General features: G+C 54.9%; 14 protein-coding genes and 3 pseudogenes. 3 read left to right on the top strand and 14 right to left on the bottom strand.

Annotated elements, in window-relative coordinates:
* The first annotated feature begins 205 nt into the window (after window positions 1–205).
* Window positions 206–853 (top strand): carbonate dehydratase, encoded by a 648-nt coding sequence (can, locus tag OM794_RS10920; protein WP_226249944.1) that lies wholly within the window; start codon window positions 206–208, stop codon window positions 851–853.
* A 95-nt stretch (window positions 854–948) separates the two neighbouring features.
* Here can and OM794_RS10915 read toward each other — a convergent pair whose 3' ends face one another.
* The 7 genes and pseudogenes from OM794_RS10915 to galU form a co-directional block, all read right to left on the bottom strand.
* On the bottom strand, window positions 949–1476 hold the full coding sequence (locus OM794_RS10915) for a c-type cytochrome (RefSeq protein ID WP_226249943.1): 528 nt from the start codon (window positions 1474–1476) through the stop codon (window positions 949–951).
* A 50-nt stretch (window positions 1477–1526) separates the two neighbouring features.
* Window positions 1527–2159: a peptide-methionine (S)-S-oxide reductase MsrA gene (gene msrA / locus OM794_RS10910; RefSeq protein ID WP_226249942.1), complete on the bottom strand. Its 633-nt coding sequence runs from the start codon at window positions 2157–2159 to the stop codon at window positions 1527–1529.
* 11 nt (window positions 2160–2170) lie between these two features.
* Window positions 2171–6222, bottom strand: a pseudogene (locus OM794_RS10905) (translocation/assembly module TamB domain-containing protein).
* A 9-nt stretch (window positions 6223–6231) separates the two neighbouring features.
* The gene (locus tag OM794_RS10900) at window positions 6232–8085 is read right to left on the bottom strand and encodes an autotransporter assembly complex protein TamA (RefSeq protein ID WP_226249940.1); all 1854 of its coding nucleotides are present in this window, start codon (window positions 8083–8085) and stop codon (window positions 6232–6234) included.
* Window positions 8086–8189: 104 nt separating this feature from the next.
* Window positions 8190–9011 (bottom strand): hypothetical protein, encoded by an 822-nt coding sequence (locus OM794_RS10895; RefSeq protein ID WP_226249939.1) that lies wholly within the window; start codon window positions 9009–9011, stop codon window positions 8190–8192.
* Between the two features lie 9 nt (window positions 9012–9020).
* A pseudogene (locus OM794_RS10890) lies at window positions 9021–10312 on the bottom strand (nucleotide sugar dehydrogenase).
* 3 nt (window positions 10313–10315) lie between these two features.
* The gene (gene galU, locus OM794_RS10885; protein WP_211594323.1) at window positions 10316–11206 is read right to left on the bottom strand and encodes a UTP--glucose-1-phosphate uridylyltransferase GalU; all 891 of its coding nucleotides are present in this window, start codon (window positions 11204–11206) and stop codon (window positions 10316–10318) included.
* A 170-nt stretch (window positions 11207–11376) separates the two neighbouring features.
* Between galU and ubiG the strand changes: the two genes are divergently transcribed.
* On the top strand, window positions 11377–12120 hold the full coding sequence (gene ubiG / locus OM794_RS10880; RefSeq protein WP_226249937.1) for a bifunctional 2-polyprenyl-6-hydroxyphenol methylase/3-demethylubiquinol 3-O-methyltransferase UbiG: 744 nt from the start codon (window positions 11377–11379) through the stop codon (window positions 12118–12120).
* Window positions 12121–12126: 6 nt separating this feature from the next.
* Window positions 12127–12791: pseudogene (locus OM794_RS10875) on the top strand (HAD-IA family hydrolase).
* Window positions 12792–12852: 61 nt separating this feature from the next.
* Here the strand turns inward: OM794_RS10875 and OM794_RS10870 are convergent.
* The 7 genes from OM794_RS10870 to tolQ all read right to left on the bottom strand — a co-directional run bounded on the left by OM794_RS10870 (window position 12853) and on the right by tolQ (window position 18749).
* The gene (locus OM794_RS10870; RefSeq protein WP_226249935.1) at window positions 12853–13614 is read right to left on the bottom strand and encodes a YciK family oxidoreductase; all 762 of its coding nucleotides are present in this window, start codon (window positions 13612–13614) and stop codon (window positions 12853–12855) included.
* A 35-nt stretch (window positions 13615–13649) separates the two neighbouring features.
* Window positions 13650–14456 carry a tol-pal system protein YbgF gene (gene ybgF, locus OM794_RS10865; protein ID WP_226249934.1) on the bottom strand — a complete coding sequence of 269 codons (807 nt, stop codon included), beginning with the start codon at window positions 14454–14456 and terminating at the stop codon, window positions 13650–13652.
* 79 nt (window positions 14457–14535) lie between these two features.
* The gene (gene pal, locus OM794_RS10860) at window positions 14536–15075 is read right to left on the bottom strand and encodes a peptidoglycan-associated lipoprotein Pal (RefSeq protein WP_211594318.1); all 540 of its coding nucleotides are present in this window, start codon (window positions 15073–15075) and stop codon (window positions 14536–14538) included.
* 54 nt (window positions 15076–15129) lie between these two features.
* Complete coding sequence (gene tolB / locus OM794_RS10855) at window positions 15130–16422, bottom strand: Tol-Pal system beta propeller repeat protein TolB (protein ID WP_226249933.1); 1293 nt, start codon at window positions 16420–16422, stop codon at window positions 15130–15132.
* Entirely contained in the window at window positions 16422–17591 is a 1170-nt protein-coding gene (gene tolA, locus OM794_RS10850) for a cell envelope integrity protein TolA (RefSeq protein ID WP_226249932.1), read from the bottom strand. The genes tolB and tolA overlap by 1 nt, the downstream gene beginning before the upstream one ends.
* Window positions 17592–17604: 13 nt before the next feature.
* A complete protein-coding gene (gene tolR / locus OM794_RS10845) occupies window positions 17605–18042 on the bottom strand; it encodes a protein TolR (protein WP_211594316.1) in 438 nt (145 codons plus the stop codon).
* An 11-nt stretch (window positions 18043–18053) separates the two neighbouring features.
* On the bottom strand, window positions 18054–18749 hold the full coding sequence (tolQ, locus tag OM794_RS10840; RefSeq protein ID WP_211594315.1) for a protein TolQ: 696 nt from the start codon (window positions 18747–18749) through the stop codon (window positions 18054–18056).

Genomic DNA, 18749 nt, shown 5'->3' with positions numbered 1-18749 from the left:
GAGTTAGAGTTTGTCACAATCAATAGTCGTAGCGCCCATGGGTCAAGTGCGGTGGTTGACCTGACTGCCAAGGGAGGTTAAAACCTTCTGCGGCTATTTTGAACTAGTTCATATTTTATACAGTCCCTAATTTTATACTGAGTAGGGTTTGATATTCCGCTTGCCTACCAGGGATTCGACACCCTTTAACTTTACTGGAGACGCTATGTCTGACCCTATTGCGACGCTACTCGATAATAACCGCGCCTGGGCTGAGCGCATGTGTGAAGAAGACCCCGACTACTTTAAACGTCTCTCGAATCAGCAAAACCCTGATTATTTATGGATTGGCTGCTCCGACAGCCGAGTGCCCGCGAATCAAATTATCGCTCTCCCGCCTGGCGAGGTTTTCGTCCATCGTAACGTCGCCAATCTACTCCATCACACGGATATGAACGCGCTGTCGGTGGTTCAGTTCGCGGTGGATGTACTCAAGGTCAGCCATGTCATGATTGTCGGCCACTATGGGTGTGGGGGCATTAAGGCCGCCATGACGGGAGGCGAATGCGGCGTAGTGGATTACTGGCTGCATTCGGTTCGTGAACAGTACAACCACCACCGGAGCTCGCTGGAGCATCTCCCGATTGAAGATCAAATCGACCGCATGTGTGAGCTTAACGTTAAAGCCCAGGTAAACAGTTTATGCCGCACCAAGATTCTGCAACGTGCCTGGCAGCGTGGCCAACAAATCTCTGTGCATGGCTGGGTCTATGGGTTAAGCGATGGACGCGTGAAAGATCTTAATTGCACTATAAGTGGATTAGAGCAAGTGGAAACACTTTACCGTATTGATCGCCTCCAGCAAGGCGACTAAGCGCCTTCTCTAGCGCCTACCTTTCAAATAGCGATTTCCAAGGGCTATTTCCAACGGGCTATCTCCACGACCTATCTTCAAGACTTACCGCTACGCTAGTCGTAGCGGTAAGCACGATGGCAACTTTTACAGCTCGCTCCTACCTCTGAAAGCGCGCGTGCGGTATCACGGGGCTCCTGTTGTTCGGCCACCTCTATCAAATTGGCGATTTTATCCTCAAGGTCGGTAAAACCGGCAGCGAACTGATCCCACTCCTCCCATATAGAGGCCCGCGCTTCAGAACCACTGCCGTGTGTGCCCTCAATAAAGGCAGGCAACAGACGTTGCGCACTGGCGCGCTCTTGCAGCTCAAGCAATCGCGGCGTTGCGGCTTCAATATCTTGGTTATTGATGAGATCAAAGCGCAGCTGGCGCACCAGACTCTCAATATCTTTAAGCTCTTCGCGGCGCCAAATCACGGCTTCGCGTTCGCTTGCGAATGGCGTATCGCTGACCGCCTGAGGCATGGCTAAGTCACTTGCCTCATCGCCTGCCCAAGCCAGCGGCATGGATAAGATTAGCGCCAGGAGGCTGGCTGTCGCACTGCGCGGGGAAGCCCACTGTAAGTGATAGCGCTGCTGCATAATGGCTTCCTGTCGATGATGCGTTGGTAAAATGGCTAATGAAGTGCGTTTTATCCTATTGGACACGAGACGCCAGTCCCTTTTAGCCCACAGTAGCCATTAGGATTTTTATCGAGGTACTGCTGATGGTAGGCCTCTGCGTAATAAAAGGTTTCAAGTGGCTTGATCTCGGTGGTGATCACCCCTCTACCCGCCTTATTGAGTGCCTGCTGATACGCAGCCGCACTCTGCTCGGCTGCCGTTTGCTGTGCTTCGCTGGTGGTGAAAATAGCGGAGCGGTACTGGGAACCAATATCGTTGCCCTGGCGATTACCCTGGGTCGGATCATGCTGCTCCCAGAAAACCTGCAGCAATGTTTCCAGATCGATTTGCTTAGGGTCATAAATTACCCGCACCACTTCTGTGTGGCCAGTACGCCCTGTGCACGTCTCCTCATAGGTGGGGTTTGGGGTTTCTCCACCAGCATACCCCGCCGCGGTGACATAAACGCCTGGTAGTTGCCAAAACAGCCGCTCTACGCCCCAGAAACAGCCCATCCCCAGCACTATCTCTTCATGGCCCTCGGGAAATGGCGGATGGAGCGAGTGCCCATTAATAGTATGCACCTGGCTTGTTTCTATGGGCGTATCACGACCAGGCAGTACCCGGCCTGAACCTGAGCTAGCGTTTGAAAATAGTGACATATCGCCCTCACTTATTGCTGCTGAATGATTTCGGGATTACCGGAACGGGTAAAGGTGTAGATTAAATCTACCGCTTGGTTGGTACCCGACACGGCCTGCACATAAAGGTTACGCCACAGCGTGTAGCGCAGTGTTAGTTCGGCAATCGGCGAGAAAATTCCCACACCGTAACTAATTCTAAGATCATCGGTGAGTTGGCCACTGACAGCGACTTGACTGTCGTCACCGGCTCCGGCGGTATCCAGCGTCAAGTCATCAATACCGAAGGCTTCACCAATGGAACCTACCGCCCCGCCGGTACGCCCTAACGACATACCAATCAACGCGGTGGTCAGGGCGCTATCCACCCCGCCCCCCGAAGCATCAGGCGCGCGACCCCGTAATAGGTATGAAAGCGCGCGGGACTCGTCCATTGCGGGTTCAGAAAAGATCAGTACGTTCGGGGCTTCGGCGCTGCCGGTTACCCGCAAGCCCGCAATGACATCATCTTCGGTGACGTCAGGGTTGCGAATGGCTTCGAAGTCGAGTGTTGGCAGCCCCGGCGGCCCGCTAAACAGCAGTTCACCGCGGCGAATAACCAGGTCTTGGCCGAACGCCTGAAAACGACCGTCGACCAAATTAACGTCACCAAACAGCTGCAACGCCCCGCTGCTTTGGCGAATTTCCAGCGCGCCTCCCAATCCGGATTCAAGGCCGTAGGCTGAAATTTGCATATCACGGCCCAGCGTTAAGGTCACCAGCACATCAATCTCCATGCCAGTAGCGGCCAGTTCATCCGCAGCACTGGGGTCTTGCTCATTGGCAGCCGCCCGCTGAGCCTCAATTTCCGCCTGGCGATCATCGCGCTCGGTAATAATCACTTCATCGCCACTTGGAGTGACTGCCGATGAGGGCATATCGCCAATTTCAAGCCGTGCCCAGGGCAAATTCACATCCCCCCTTACTTGCAGCCTTTCCGGCCTGACCCGGATACGGATATCAGGCGCGACTTCAAGACGTCCAAACTGAGGTAGCACGACCAGGATAGGCTCCTGCACAGCATTCAGGTCGACGCCAATCCGCCAATCATCACCGCTTGGCCAATATGCATCACCGGTGATTTCCAAACGCCCGCGCTCAGCGGCCAGATAGCCGTCAATATCCCCCTGCTCACCGTCGAAGGAGACCACCAGTTCGCCCCCCTGAATATCCACAGGAATATCCGGGCCACTTACCCCGATACCGCGTAGGCCGAGCTGACCCTGTAAATCAGGGGCCGCAGTGGTGCCGGTAATTTGGACGCTGCCGGTTAAATCGCCTTCCAATCGATCCATTCCCACCAACATGGGTCGATAAGGCTGCAGAGACACATTGTTTGCACGCAGTTCGCCTGATAATGCGCCGGCCCCTAATGGGTCGTTGACCGACAGGTCTAAGTTGAGGTCACCCGCCTCGGCAAGCGAGAGCAATACATTAGCATCCGCCTGGGCTTGGTTGGCCTCAATCTGGGCGTCTAAACTGATTTCCGGCAGTTGCACAGGCTGGCCATAATCATTAACGGCTGTAATCGCGAGTTCGCTCAGAATTTGCAGATCAGCCTGCCATCGGGCACCGCCCTGGCCCCAGTTGGCGACGAGATCCGCGGTTGTGTCGCCCTCTAGCTGCCACTCTTCCGGCAGGAACGGCTCCAACATTTCCATTGGCACTTCACGTACCGTAAGCACGGCGTTGCCCTGTTGCGCAGAGGCAGTGATCTCCTCTTCAGAACAGACCAGCCCGCCCTGCTCACGGCGCAGACAGAACGTCGACAGTCGTGCCTCACCATTAGCTAGGTTGTAGCGCACGTCCAGAGGGGCTTCAAGGCGAATATCACCTGCCTCAGAATCAATTTCCATCGGTGTCAAGCGAGCTTGATACAGCTGGCCCTGCAGGTCAAAACGGCCATCCAAGGCAAGCTGTGCTCGGCTAAGAGTGCTGTTGTCGGCGCCTTGGGCGCTCAGCTCCAGCCGATGCTCTGAGAGGCGACCAGCCAGATTTGCTTCAATGTTTGTCAGCGACTGCCCCCCGCATTGACGTTTTGTAGCGCCAGTTGTACATCCAGAGTGGGGTCATCAATGCCCTGTACATCGGCATCTAACGCAAACCGCTCAATGCGGTTTTCACCAAAACGTATGCCATTGCCCTGTAAGTTGGCGAGTAATTGAGGCTGATCAAAGCTGCCGCTAGCCTCTAACGTACCCACGATAGTGCCCGCCAGATCTGGCGAGAGGGTTTGCAACTGGCGCAGGGCTATATCCGCATCTAATGACATCGCCTGTTGGCTGACTTGTCCAGCGGCTTCTAGGCGATTATTCCCCTGGGTGAACAGCAGTTCATCAATATCCAGCTCCAGGTTACTGTTAGCGTCAAAAGCTGCTTGAAGGGTAAGCGGATAGTCGCGCAGCTCACCGTCGATCGCTAGGTTGGGTACGCTAATAGCCCACAGATTCTCTTGCTGACGCAGCCTAAGCTCAATGTCGCCGTTTAAATCACCCTCTAGCTGGTCGACGAAGTGGGCAGGATTGAACTGATCCAGACGAATGGTCGTGTTGACCTGTAGCGGTGCTGCCCAGTTGATATTGCCTTCGCTGCGCAAGGAGCTTTCGTCGACCGCGAGGGTGAGAGGTTGCCAGCTAAACTGCTCAAGATCACCCTCTCCGGTGACGTTAATTTGAGTGCGCGGCAGGCTCGGACCCTCGACCGCCAGAGCCAATTGAGCACTATAATCGCTCAGGCTGCCGGTTACCTGTAGATCCAGGTCATCGACTATATAGGCTTGGTTCGTCTCCTCTTCAGCGCTGGCATCGACGCTCTCATTGCTACTCTCATCTGCACTGACAGGCAAAGGCCACTGTAGTTGGTCACTTTGTAGCTGCAGTTGAAACGGCAGCGTTGGGGCCAGCGCGTCGACTTGACCGCTTAGTGAGGCATTGACCGCTCCAGAGGCATCCAACTGCGCTTCAAGCGCATCCAGTGGGCCAGACAGCGTCAAGGTTAAAGATTCACCACTTAACTCTGGGTATATCTCGGGTAAAAAAAGTTGGACTGCTAAACGTGCTTCGAGCGGATAATTGCCGGTTAAGGTGGCATCCGCGGTTAATTCAGCCTCAGCGTCCGGGGTAACAACGGAAAGCTCGGTGACTTCGACGTGATCACCTTCGGTCAGCAACCCAAGCCGTAGCCGCTCGACGCGATACTCGGCGGCCCCTTCCAATCGAAAATCGTTAAGCGTGAATTCAGGTAACTGGATATCAACCGGTAGCGTGATCTCTGGCAGTTCCAGGCGCTCGCGTTCTTCAAGCTGCTGCTCTGGCGATTCCGCTGCCGCCAACGCCTCTTGAGGTGGCTGGTTGAGCAAGATAGCGGCATCGATGGCTTCAGCCTTCAGCGGTGTTTCAACACCCTGGGTTAACAGCACACCCGAGGAGGGTGGCAAATAGACACGTGGCTGCTCCAAATGGGTTGGCGAGAGGCGTACAGTGTTTCCTTCAGCGATAGCTGCCGAGCTTAACGAATGCCACGCTACTTCGGTACCATCGGCAAGCCTGAGGTTAACATCGTCCAGCAGCAGCGAACGTAGTTCGATGGGAAAAGGAAAACGAATAGCCAACGGGCTTTCCTCCTCTTCGAGGGGTGGCGCTTGCTCACTGGATGGGCCTAGCTGGATGTCGGCGCCCACCACACGCAGTGTGTCGAGGCATAAGCGCCCTGACAGCACACAGTCATCTGCCCACTGGAGTTCGAACTCATCCACGCTTATACGGGTTTCGCCCAGCTGTAGCTGGAAATCTTCGAGCTGAAAATGGTCGAGCAAGCCACCTTCATGATGCGCGTAGGAGAAAAAATCACGCTGCTCCCCCTGGGAGAGCAGCACGCCGGTGCCCCAGGGAGATAACGCCACCCCAACCACTAGTGCCACTATGCCAAACAGCCAAATAGGCAACACGATTACAAGACGCACAAGGCTCCAGAACAGTAGCCAAGCGCGGTATTGGGGGGACAATGTACGGCGTGTATCCGATGTAGCTGGTGCAACCTGCGACAAGTCTCTCTCCTAGAATTCCGGCCCGATGGAAAAATGCAAACGCCAATCGTCTTCGTGGTCAAAAGGGTGGGCGATGTCAAAACGAATTGGCCCCACCGGCGAGACCCAGCGCACCCCGGCACCGGCACCGGTTTTCAAATCATTAGGCCCCCAGTTATCAAAGGCGTCGCCGTTATCGACAAAAGTGGCCCCCCACCAATCCCCCGTCACCCGGCGCTGATACTCTAGGGTCGAGGTGAGCATTTGCTGCCCACCGCGCAGTCGGCCCTCATCATTGCGGGGAGATAAGCTCTCATAGGAGTAACCACGCACACTGCGGTCACCACCCGCGAAAAAACGCAGCGATGGCGGTATTTTGGCAAAATCATCGGTTTCAATGGCGCCAACGCTGACGCGCGCCAAGAAGCGGTTATCGTTGCCGACCATACGGATCCACTCCGTATCTCCCGTGATACGAGCAAATGTCGCATCCGAGCCCCAAACGGTGTCCGAATACTCTATCGAGAGCTGCTGGCGGTCACCCCATAATGGGAAGCGCTGGGGACGTGTTCGCGTACGTGACCACTGAATGCCGGGATAGAACAGCCATACTTGATCCGCTTCACCACCCTGTTCGAAATCCTCATAAGTAGTGCGGAAGTAGAGGGTTTGTACCCAGTCATTATCAAACTGCCACCGCCGAGCCAGTTCGACGGTGCCTTCTAGCGACTTGGTGTCGCTGTCATCAACATTACGAACCCCGTACTGAAGCCGATAGCTGTCGCGAAGCGGATCCTCAAGTGGCACGTTATAGACCCCAGTAAAACGTTGCTCTGGGGCCGATAAATAGAGGTCGTGATCAAGGCTATGACCAAAGCGGTTAATCCATGGTTGATCCCAACCAAAGCGCAGTCGTGGCCCTACATCGGTGGCGTAGCCAATACCCACTTCAAATTGATGGCGGTCAGCAGGTTCAACACTGATATCGATAGGCAGTTGGGTATCACTGGGTTTATTAAGACTTAATGCACTGGCCAAGGCGGCACCGGTGACACGCGGGCGCTCCGGCTGGGAGGCGGTGGCCTCACTCCACCAGGGGGCTCCACCGCCAGACGGGGAAATCACCAGTTCCTGCGCAGTCTCAAGACGTGGCCGCACCGAGACAGAGCTAAACCAGCCGGTTTCAGCGAGCGATTGGTTATATTCCGCTAGGGATTGGGCCAAATAGGGGTCGCCCTGCTCGAAGGGTTGCATGCGGCGCAACCTGTCTAGCTCAATATGACTGCCGGTAATAGAGGATTCACCAAATTGGTAGCGGGGGCCACTGTTAAAATCCATATACAGCCGCGCACTTTGTAGATATGGACGCACTTCCATGCGTCGATCAGTAAATCCCCAATCAAAGTAGCCACGCTCAATAGCCAATCCCGAAAATTGGCTGCTTAGTCGATCCCAGGGAGCGTGTCTCAACACATCCCCTTCTTTCAGGGGAAAGTCTTTTATGGCCTCTTGGAAAGGCGGATCTTCACTCGCATCGCCCTCCACATTGATGGACAGAATTTCAATTTCAACCTGGGGGCCCGGCTCAATTTCAAGCCAGACGCGCTCATCTGTAGCGCGCTCAAGGGTTATGTCTGGCTCATAGTAGCCGTAAACACGCATTGCTTCCTGGGTGCGTCGGCGGATTTCGCCCTCTAGACGCACCTCAGTATATTGCGCTGCATCGATGTTTTGTAAATAGGCTTGGATATTGCCTTCGACCTCATTGGAAACGCCCTCGATGGTCGCTTCCAATGCCCATGCGCCATGCGATATACATAATAGCGGTAGTACCGCAAAAAACGTGCGTCCTGTGGCTAATGTCCATTGCCGTTGTCTTCCCATACATTTTAATCCCAACCTAAATCAGCGGCTTCATCGCCTAAGCATTGCCATGCATTGCCATGTCAACGCTTAGGCAGTCGCACTCATACACTCGATGCAATTCGTTAACGCAACATCTCTAGCTGGGCACTGAAAGCAAGCTGTGCTTGTCGTACTTGTCGCACATCGCTTTCCAGCGAATTCAGGCGTTGAGTCCACTGTTGCTCCAGTTCTTCCAGGGCTGCCTGATCTGCCGGGGCTTCGACCGCTGCCACGGACGTTTCCAATTCATCAAAGCGATCCTCAATGGCAGCTCTCTGGGCTGACAACTGCTCTTCCCAAGCAGTGGTCACGCTATTGAGTTGGCTATCCAGTTCCCCGATCCGCTGTTCGGTCAATTGCTCCAGATGGGAGACCTCTGCAACGAGATTTTGACGACCCGATGCCCCCGTTTGTTCCAAGGCGTCAAGCGATTCTCGCACCGCCATCAATTGGCTGTCGCGCAGTTCAGCTTGCTCCCTAAGCTGAGACAACTGCTGCATTAGCGTATTGATCGAGTCGCTTGAGACCGTGTCCTCACTAGTGGTGAGGAAACCGTATAACTCTTCCCGAGTGGCTGCCAACGAGGTGGCAAGCTGCTCCTGCTCTTGGAAGAGTGTCGACATCTGAGCTTGTACAAAGGTTATCGTATCTTGTACATCCGTGTCATCCGAATCCAACCGAGCATGCACGTTGGAGACCTCCCCACTCACCCGGTGAATCTCATCCAGCAGTCGTTCACGTTCGTACCACAGCCCAACTGCCGCCGCGCCCAATAGCGCAATGATCAGCAGCAAACATAGCCATAACGGCCATATTGTCGGCCCTTTTCGATGGCGTAGATGTTGCGCCGTCAAGCTTTGATCCACATCGGGCACAATACGAGAGGATGCGGTAGCGTCTGGCATGACATTTCCTCAAAGAGTCTTCGGGTCGGCACGGCGGCCAATACCTCGGTACATTAATCCACAGCTGGCAACAAACTCAGGATCGTAAATATTGCGCCCATCCAATACGAGTTTAGCGTTTAATAGCGAGCCGAGTCGGTGCCAGTCAGGGTTCCAATACGTTTTCCATTCGGTCACCAGCATCAGGGCATCGGCCCCTCACAGGCCTGATAGGGGTCATGAGTATAAGTCACCAGGTCGTCACGCTCGCCTACCAAAGCGCGCAGAGCAGGCACCGCCGCTGGGTCGTGGAGCTGAACGTTAACCCCCTGCGCCCAAAGCGCCTCAAGCAGCGTTAATACTGGAGCATGATCAATGCGCGCAGTGCCGGGTTTAAACGCGGCGCCCCAAATCGCCACTGTTTTACCCGCCATCTCGCCAGCAAAGTGGGCCCATAACTTGCGGAACAAAGTCTCTTTCTTCTGCTCGTTAATATCCATCACCTGTTCAAGCAGCGCTGAATAGCGGCCGCTTTGTAGCTGAACATCGGCCAGGCGAATCAAATCCCGTGAGAAGTTAGGACCACCAAACCCACATCCGGGGTAAAGGTATTCAAAACCAATACGCGAGTCGGCGCCCATCCCCTGCCGGACATGCTCCACATCCACCCCCAGGGTATCAGCCAAGCCCGCAATTTCATTCATATAACTGATGCGCGTAGCGAGCATCCCATTAATCGCCAGCTTGGTAAGCTCCGCAGCGCGGCGCGGCATACATTGGAAGACCTCACTGCGGCGATTAAAGGCGCGGAGTAGCTCCCTGGTGACCTGTTCGCCGGTGGCATCATCACACCCCAGCAGGCGCCTGGAGGGGCGAGTAAACGAGTCCCACGCCCGGCCCTCTTCCAGCGTGTCAGGGAGTGCCACGCTAGTGTGCTGGGTGCCCATCAACGCATGCAGACGCTCAGTCTCGCCGACGGGGAACGTTGAGTTATTGATAAGCACAATGCCCTGCTGGTCAGCCAGTAGCGGATCTTCAACAAGCGTACTGGCGGAATTGCGCTGTGCGGGCGATAACGCCAACCAAATCACTTCCGGAATGACCGCATCCTTAAGCTGATCAATGACCTGCAGCGTCCCTTCCGCCACCCCCTGCTCAAGGTGCGCCATTAGTTGAGGCTCGCTGCGTAGCCAATCCACCTGAGAAAGCGCTGACCAGGGCGCATCGGAATGAGGTAACCACTGCACCTGATGGCCCACCCAGGCTAACGCAGCGGCTGCCGTCGCTGCGCTTAATTCGCTACCGTAAAGTAACACCCGCATGGGTTACTCTCCTTGGTGGTAACGTGACAGCAAGGCTTTGAAGCCTTCGCCAAACTCAGGATGCCGACGCGCATAAGCAAGCGTGGCTTCAAGATACCCCAGCGGCTGACCGCAATCGTAGGTAGTGCCCTGCATGCGATAGGCCTGGACGCCCGACTGTTCACGTAGCGTTTCAAGCGCATCGGTTAGCTGAATTTCACCACCGGCACCGGGCTTAGTGGCTGCTAAAATAGGGAAAATATGGCCCGGCAGCGCATAACGGCCAATCACCGCTAAATTTGAGGGCGCTGCATCGCGTTTTGGCTTTTCCACCATACCGACTAGATCTGCCGATTGATTAGGCGCGGGCACATCATCGGCAGGCGCCACGATGCCATACTTTTCGACGTGTTCCCAAGCCACCTCTTCCACCATCAGTTGCGCTGTTTGCTGCTGATCATAGGCTGCCAACATGCCCGCCAAGTCGGTCGCTGGGTTGGCACTATTATCGACCAGCACGTCGGGCAGCAGCACGGCAAAAGGTTCATTGTCGCCAATGATCGGGCGAGCGCAGAGCACCGCGTGGCCCAGCCCTAATGGTACCCCCTGGCGAATGCTGATAATGCTGACATTATCTGGCACCAGGTTGCGCAACATCTCCAAAAGTTCGTGTTTACCTTTTGCTTCCAGGCTGGCTTCCAGCTCGGCGTGGGTGTCAAAGTGATTTTCGATCGCGCTCTTATTACTACTGGTGACCAGTACAATTTCGCGAATCCCCGCAGCTATCGCTTCTTCAACGACATACTGAATGACTGGTCTATCGACAATCGTAATCATCTCCTTTGGAATAGCCTTCGAAGCCGGCAAGCAGCGGGTGCCAAACCCAGCGACAGGAAGTACGGCCTTGCGAATCATAGAGAGGTCCTTTTCATGCGTTCCGACACAGGAGTGGTTAGAATGTCCATAATACTGAAGGCGTGGATGGATGCCACCTCGCCAATGGACGATAACCAGTGCAAATAGATTATAACCAGTGATTAAGCGTCAATGATTGCTTAATGCTCAATGACAATGGGAGTCACAACATGCAAGCGACACCACAGGATAGCACTGCTGGTCACTATCAAGGCAACGTCGATGCAGGCGAAGTCGCTAAATTTGAAGCGCTCGCCAGCCGCTGGTGGGATCCGCAAGGGGAATTTAAACCGCTCCACGAAATTAATCCCCTGCGCCTCGACTTTATTGATGCTCGAGCAGGGCTGGCGGGAAAAAAAGTGCTGGATGTAGGTTGTGGCGGTGGCATTTTAAGTGAGTCCATGGCCAACCGCGGGGCTAAAGTGACGGGCATTGATCTGGGTGAAGCGCCATTAGCCGTCGCCAGATTGCATGCGGAAGAGCGCGGCGTTGAGATTGATTACCAACACATCAGCGTAGAGGCTATGGCAGCTCAAAAGCCGGGGTTTTACGATGCAGTGACCTGCATGGAGATGCTTGAGCATGTCCCCAACCCGGCATCCGTCATTCGCGCCTGTAGCACCCTGGTTCGCCCAGGTGGCTTTGTATTTTTCTCTACGCTAAACCGCACCGCCAAATCTTACGCGTTTGCCATTTTGGGCGCTGAGTATGTGCTAAGGCTGCTCCCCCGGGGCACGCATAACTATGCGAAATTTATTCGCCCTTCAGAAATGGCGGCCTGGTCTCGAGAAAGTGGCTTAGAAGTACGTGAGCAGACAGGCCTAACCTACAATCCGCTAACCCGCCACTACCGCCTGGTCAGCCATGATGTTTCGGTCAATTACATGATGTACTGCCGTAAGGTGAGCGACTAAATGCCGATGATGCATGCGCCTCAAGCCATACTCTTTGATCTAGATGGCACCCTGGTCGATACCGCGCCAGATTTAGCCCAAGCAACGAACACGCTACGCATTCACCATGGCTTAGACCCACTCCCCTTTGAAGTGATTCGCCGTCAGGTCTCTAACGGCGGGAGTGCGCTGGTTACATTGGCCCTTGGGTTAGAAGCCGCCTCGGATGGGCATACTCAGGCACGCCAATTTCTGCTCGATGCCTATGAACAGGCTGTCGCTGTACATAGCCGGGTTTTCTCGCCACTCGATGTATGGTTGAAAGAGTGGCATGGTGATCAACGCCCCTGGGGGATTGTGACCAATAAGCCGCGCCGCTACACCCTCCCTCTGCTGGAAGCCTTGGCGCTTCAGCCTGGCGCCCTGCTTTGTGCCGATGATCTGAGTGTAAAAAACCAGCGCCTGAGCCACTTTGGGAGGCTGCCCGGCGGCTAGGCGTTGAGCCTGAACAGTGTTGGTATATCGGCGATCACGCCCGAGACATTGAGGCTGCCGTCGCCGCGGGGATGACGGCCGTGGCCGTTGGCTACGGCTATATCAGCGAAGAGGATGACTACCAGCAGTGGCCTGCTGATTTGTGGTTTGGTGAGTGTGACGCGCTGGTCGATGCCCTGAACGGTTTCAAACGCTAGCGATAACTTCAAGCGCTTGATTACCCAGGGCATCGACTCTGATAAGGCTTAAACTCAAGCGCTATACCCGGGGCGGCTGGGCATCAATTTTGTGGCCGCTGGTGCCTGCACTGTCTGGCCCCATAAGCCACAAGTAGGTCGGCATAATGTCTTCCGGCGTGCGAAGCGTGGAAGGGTCTTCGCCGGGAAACGCGGTACGCCGCATTTGAGTACGCGTCGCCCCCGGATTGAGCGAATTAACCCGGATGTTGGACTGATTATCCAACTCGTCGGCCAGCACCTCTACAAAACCTTCGGTAGCAAACTTGGACACGGAGTAAGCGCCCCAATAGGCGCGACCTTTGCGGCCAACGCTGGAGGAGGTAAAAATAACCGACGCATCATCAGATGCCTGTAGCAGAGGCAGTAGTGCCTGAGTCATCCAGATGGGGCCATTAATATTGACCTGCATAACCTGCTGCCAAAGCTCGGGATTGTACTGCTCAAAGGGTGTGATGCGACCTAATAACCCGGCGTTATGCAGCAAACCATCCAAGCGCCCAAACTCTTTATCCAGCGTCTCCGCCATATCATGGAAATCTTTTAGTGTGGCGCCCTCAAAGTTAAGCGGAAAAATCGCTGGCTGTGGGCCACCGACCGCTTCGATTTCATCATAGACACGCTCTAACTTGGCAATAGTGCGCCCCAACAGAATCACCGTTGCACCGTGCTGGGCATAGCTCAACGCTGCCGCACGGCCAATGCCGTCCCCTGCGCCGGTTACCAACACGATGCGATTTTCCAATAGGTTGGGCGCTGGTTGATAGTCGATCTTGCAGCTCATGCTGATTCCCTGAAGCAAAAATAGATCAAAAAATATTAACTTGCTGATTGGCGTAAGAAATCGTTAGCAAGGCCTGCCGCACTACTTTGCGGATAATCATCGCGCACTTGCTCAAGCAACGCACGGCTGCGTTCTGCTTCGCCTTTACGCGCCTTTACCAAGCCTAACTTATACATCGCATCCGGTACTTTACTGCTGCCGCTATACTCCTCGATCACGCGGCTAAACGCCTGGTCGGCGGCATCCAACTCGCCCTCTGCCGCATATAGCTCACCCAGCCAGTAGTGGCCATTAGCCGTTAGGCTCGTATCAGGATGGTCGCTCACAAAGGCTTCAAAGGCCGCAATCGCTTCGTCAAAACGACGTGCCTGAACATGCGCAAAGGCCGCTTGATAATCGGCTTGGGCGTCTTCACTGACATTGCGGCTAGAAGGTGCATTGACAACTTCCTCGGCGGCTTCAGGCTCTACCGCTGGGGTTGACTGCTCGATCTGAGTTGGGCCGCTGCTCATAAGGCGATCTTCAATGTCGAGATACTGCTGCTGCGATTGGCGACGCAGCTGTTCCAACTGGTGGCGCAACTCTTCAATCTGCCCACGTAGCTGCTGGATCTCCTGCTGGTGCTCCTGCACCTGGTTAAACAGTACAAGATTGCCGCTTGACGCTTCCTGCCGCTGCGTCTGCTGGTAGAAGCTACTGTTGGAAGCGTTAGTGGAAGAGTTAGAGAGATCTTGCACGAGCGGCTGTTGGGCGGTGGCCGTTAGAGACAATACGGACAGCGGGAGCGCAATGGCTCCCGAACCGCACAGCCTCCCAATGTAACGCTTGAGACTGTAATTCATGATGACTCCGGAGACGTAAACGGCGTGCGGTTAACCGCACGCCGGATTCATCAGTGGTTAAACACTCAATAGTTAATGCTTAGTAGTTAAACACAACACGACGGTTCTGAGCGTAGGCACTCTCGTCTTGACCGTTGACGGCCGGACGCTCTTCACCATAGCTAACCACGCTCATTTGTGAAGAAGATACACCCTGAATGTTTAGGAAACGCTGCACGGCGTTAGCACGACGCTCACCAAGTGCCATGTTGTACTCACGGGTACCACGCTCATCCGTATGTCCATGGAGAACCACCTGGGCATTAGGGTTAGCACGTAAGTAGCGTGCATGAGCCATTACCACAGATTCGTACTCACTTTTGATCGTATCGCGATCAAAATCGAAATAGATCGTGCGTACTTCTGGAATGCGTGAATCAGCCTGCTGACCAGCACCGGAACCAGAAGTAGAGCCATACTGACTGCCAGTGCCTGTACCCGAGGTGCTGGAACCGGTCGTGCTGCCATCCTGGCTACCGTACGAGTCACCGTCTTGGGTTCCGCCGGTGCTGGAACAGCCAGCAATTACCACGATAGATAGCGCTGCTGCTAATGAGCGAGCCAACGGTTTAATTTGCATAATCAGACTCCTTGCCTGAAAACTAAAAATTTCGATATTAATCAATTGATTTGATCAATTTAAGAAGGGTGACCAAGCTGGATCACGAACATCGCCTTGTGCTGATGGCAGCCTGAATGAAGAACGGCCATCGGCAGACACAGCACTTAGCACCCCACTATTACCCTGTTGGGTAGCGAAGATTACCATGGTCCCGTTCGGCGCAACACTAGGAGATTCATCTCTTGTTGATTCACTCAACACCACCAAGCGATCACCGTTTAGATCCTGCCTCGCTACTTGGTAACCTCGGCTAGAGCGGTGAATCAAGAATATCTGCTCGCCATCCGGAGAATAGCGTCCGCGGGCATTGTAATTACCGGTAAATGTCAGGCGCTGAGCCTCTCCACCACCCAGCGTGTACTGGTACAGCTGTGGGCCGCCGCTGCGATCCGAAGTAAACAACAGGCTGCGCCCATCCGGCGCCCAAGCGGGTTCCGTGTCAATGCTGTTGTTATTGGTAATGCGCTCAACGGAACGGTTGGCAACATCCATAATGTAAATTTCAGGCTGACCATCTTTAGACAGCGACATGGCAATACGTCGTCCATCCGGTGACCACGCTGGCGCACCATTTATGCCATCGAATGAGGTCGCTTGCACGCGCTGGCCGGTGGCCACATCCTGAATATAGATTGCCGGACGCTCAGTCTCAAAAGAGACATAGGCGAGCTTGGTACCATCAGGTGACCAAGCGGGAGACATGATCGGTTCATCTGAGGTCAACACCTGCTCACTGCGGCGACCATCAGCATCGGCAACGTAAAGACCAAACTGCATATTGTCACCGATACCTTGGGCTGTGACGTAAGCAATTTTGGTGGAGAATGCACCACGGATATCGGTAATCTCTTCAAAGATTTGATCACTGATGTAGTGGGCAGCGCCACGCAGATCATTGCCCCGAACCGTTACGGTCTCACCTATCATCCGGCGCTGTCCGCTAATATCCATCAGTTCGAACTGTAGTTCGAAGCCGCCGTCAGTTTGTGCCGCCCGACCGACCACAAGGTAGCGAACGTCAAGCGAACGCCATGTGCCAAATTGCACATCGTCAGATTGGCTCGGCTGCTCAAACATAGCGCTACGCTCGAGAGGAGCAAAATAGCCACTGCGTTCAAGGTCATCCTGGACAATCTGGGCGACATCTTCAGGCAGGCCGTCTGAGCCAGCGAATGGTACTACCCCTATCGGCAACGCCTGATCACTGCCCCGCGTGATCTCAATGGTTAAGTTAGCGCTAGCCACACTGCTAAAAGTGATCAGCAAGCATAATAACCAAAACTTTTTTAACACTTGAGTTTGCATCAACGGACTCCCCCTGGGGAAAAGTTCAAAGTGATATTGCGTCGGATTTCGCGCTGTTGAGCGTCTGTTAACTGTAGTAGCTCAGAAAACGGTGCCGCTTGCTCGACCGCCTGAATAATGGATTGGTCAAAGGCATTATCGCCACTTGATGATGTTACGTTTACTAATAATACCTCCCCCGACGGCCCCAGACGCACATTAACGGAAGCCCGCATACTATCACTCGATCCGGCGGGAATTATCCAAGCTTGTTCAATAGCTCGTTTCATTATGTTACTGAAATTATTGGCCGCCTGCTCAGCTTGCTGGGCATTGGCTGCCGCTTCGGCCTCACCGGCCAGTTGGCGCTGCATGGCCGCTTCTGCAGCTTCCGCTGCTTCGCGCTGCCGCTCGGCCTCTGCTTCACGACGCTGCTGCTCTTCGGCTTCACGCTGGCGTTGCGCTTCTGCCTCGCGCTCCCGCTGAGCCTCCTCCTGCTCTCGAAGGCGCTGCTCTTCAGCCTCGCGTTGACGCGCGGCCTCCTCTTCTTCACGGCGCTGCTGCTCTGCCGCTTCACGCTGGCGTTCAGCTTCTTCCGCCTCACGGCGCTGCTGCTCTTCGGCTTCGCGCTGACGAGCTGCCTCCTCCTCTTCACGGCGCTGCTGCTCTGCGGCTTCCTGCTGGCGCTGCGCCTCTTCCACTTCACGCTGGCGCTGCGCGGCCGCTTCCGCTTCGGCTTCACGTTCAGCCGCTTCTGCCGCCTGTCGCTCAGCTTGAGCCGCCGCCTCTTCAGCCCGGCGCTGGGCCTCAGCCTCCGCCGCGGCCCGTGCTTCTTCTAACGCTTCTGCTTCAGCTTCCGCCGCTTGCTGGGCTGCTTCTTCTGCCGCTTGCTCCTCGGCGGCAGCCTGCTCTTCACTGGCTGAAGGCTCTTCCGGCGCGTCGGGCTCAGTGGGCGCTTCGGCAGGCGCGTTCATGGCCGCTTGCTCTTCTGTTGTCTGCTGAGCCTGGTCGGTAAAAGTTTCGGTACTGACTAGCGTAGCCTGCACAATCGAAGAGCTGTCAGGCTCTGCGTCCCTACTGGGCAGGCTGATCAAGCTAAATGCAACAATCGCGACGTGCACGCCTATCGCCAGAACAGTAGGCCACTTATAGCCGACATCTTGGGGATCGCGCGGGGATTTCAGTGACATGTGCGCCTTGCCCTTACCCATCTTGCGGCGGCTCAGAAAGCAGCCCCACGTTAGCAACGCCGGCGCCTTGCAGAGTGCTCATCAACACGACGATCTGTCCGTAGGCCACGTTGCGGTCACCACGAACCATGACCGGCGTACCTGGACGCCGCTCAAGAATCGTGGTCACTCTTGACGCCATCTCCTCCAGCGTGACCGAGGTGGAGTCTTCCCCCAGCGTAATGAAATACCCACCGTCGCCATCGACCGAGATAATGATAGGATCATTATCTTCCTGGGTATCAATGGGCTGGGAAGTGACTTGCGGCAACTCAACTTGTACGCCCTGGGTCAGCATGGGCGCGGTGATCATAAAGACCACCAGCAGTACCAACATGATGTCAATGAAGGGGACAACATTAATCTCCGCCATTGGCTTGCTTTTACCGCTACGATTGAATGGTCCTTGCATGGCTCTCTCCCTTAGCTGGCGCTCGGTTTGCCGTCACGACCTTGCAAGTTGCGGTGCAGGATAGCGTGAAATTCTTCAGCAAAGTCTTCATATTTGCCCAGCAGGCGAGAAGATGAGTTGGAAAGACGGTTATAGAAAATTACCGCTGGAATCGCCGCAAATAGGCCCATGGCGGTGGCAATAAGCGCTTCAGCAATCCAGGGGGCCACGGTGGCAAGGGTCGCTTGCTGGGTTAGCGATAGCGCCTGGAATGAGCCCATAATCCCCCACACAGTGCCGAACAGGCCGATATAGGGGCTGGCTGAGGCTACCGTAGCTAGAAACACCAAGTGTTGAGTTAAGCGATCCTCTTCCCGTGACCACGCGACCCGCATGCTGCGCTGAACACCCTCCAGCACGGTATCCGGATCACGGGTTTTAGGCATCAAACGGTTAAACTCGCGAAAACCGGCTTGAAAAATGTGTTCAGCGCCATGGCGCGGGTCATCGGCCGGAATCTCACGGTAGAGCTCGTTTAAGTCGACACCAGACCAAAAAGACTCCTCAAACTGGTTGTACTCTTTTTTAGCACGGCTCAGCGCAATACTGCGCTGAAAAATCACTACCCACGAGAGGATCGACCCCACCAGCAGTAGCAGCATTACCAGTTGCACCACAGTACTGGCATTCATTATCAAATGGGGAATGGACATGGTGTTATCGTTCAC

This window comes from Halomonas sp. BDJS001 (assembly GCF_026104355.1).
In the GTDB taxonomy this organism is placed as follows: Bacteria; Pseudomonadota; Gammaproteobacteria; order Pseudomonadales; family Halomonadaceae; genus Vreelandella.
The sequence above is the reverse complement of the archived record's forward strand: the minus strand, read 5'-3'. Positions and strand labels throughout refer to the sequence as shown.

Coding starts and splice junctions, on each gene's coding strand:
- OM794_RS10900 (WP_226249940.1), bottom strand. CDS start 8,085: ATGGGAAGACAACGGCAATGGACATTAGCCACAGGACGCACGTTTTTT.
- galU (WP_211594323.1), bottom strand. CDS start 11,206: ATGATTCGCAAGGCCGTACTTCCTGTCGCTGGGTTTGGCACCCGCTGC.
- tolA (WP_226249932.1), bottom strand. CDS start 17,591: ATGTCACTGAAATCCCCGCGCGATCCCCAAGATGTCGGCTATAAGTGG.
- msrA (WP_226249942.1), bottom strand. CDS start 2,159: ATGTCACTATTTTCAAACGCTAGCTCAGGTTCAGGCCGGGTACTGCCT.
- OM794_RS10895 (WP_226249939.1), bottom strand. CDS start 9,011: ATGCCAGACGCTACCGCATCCTCTCGTATTGTGCCCGATGTGGATCAA.
- tolR (WP_211594316.1), bottom strand. CDS start 18,042: ATGCAAGGACCATTCAATCGTAGCGGTAAAAGCAAGCCAATGGCGGAG.
- can (WP_226249944.1), top strand. CDS start 206: ATGTCTGACCCTATTGCGACGCTACTCGATAATAACCGCGCCTGGGCT.
- ubiG (WP_226249937.1), top strand. CDS start 11,377: ATGCAAGCGACACCACAGGATAGCACTGCTGGTCACTATCAAGGCAAC.
- pal (WP_211594318.1), bottom strand. CDS start 15,075: ATGCAAATTAAACCGTTGGCTCGCTCATTAGCAGCAGCGCTATCTATC.
- tolB (WP_226249933.1), bottom strand. CDS start 16,422: ATGCAAACTCAAGTGTTAAAAAAGTTTTGGTTATTATGCTTGCTGATC.
- OM794_RS10870 (WP_226249935.1), bottom strand. CDS start 13,614: ATGAGCTGCAAGATCGACTATCAACCAGCGCCCAACCTATTGGAAAAT.
- ybgF (WP_226249934.1), bottom strand. CDS start 14,456: ATGAATTACAGTCTCAAGCGTTACATTGGGAGGCTGTGCGGTTCGGGA.
- OM794_RS10915 (WP_226249943.1), bottom strand. CDS start 1,476: ATGCAGCAGCGCTATCACTTACAGTGGGCTTCCCCGCGCAGTGCGACA.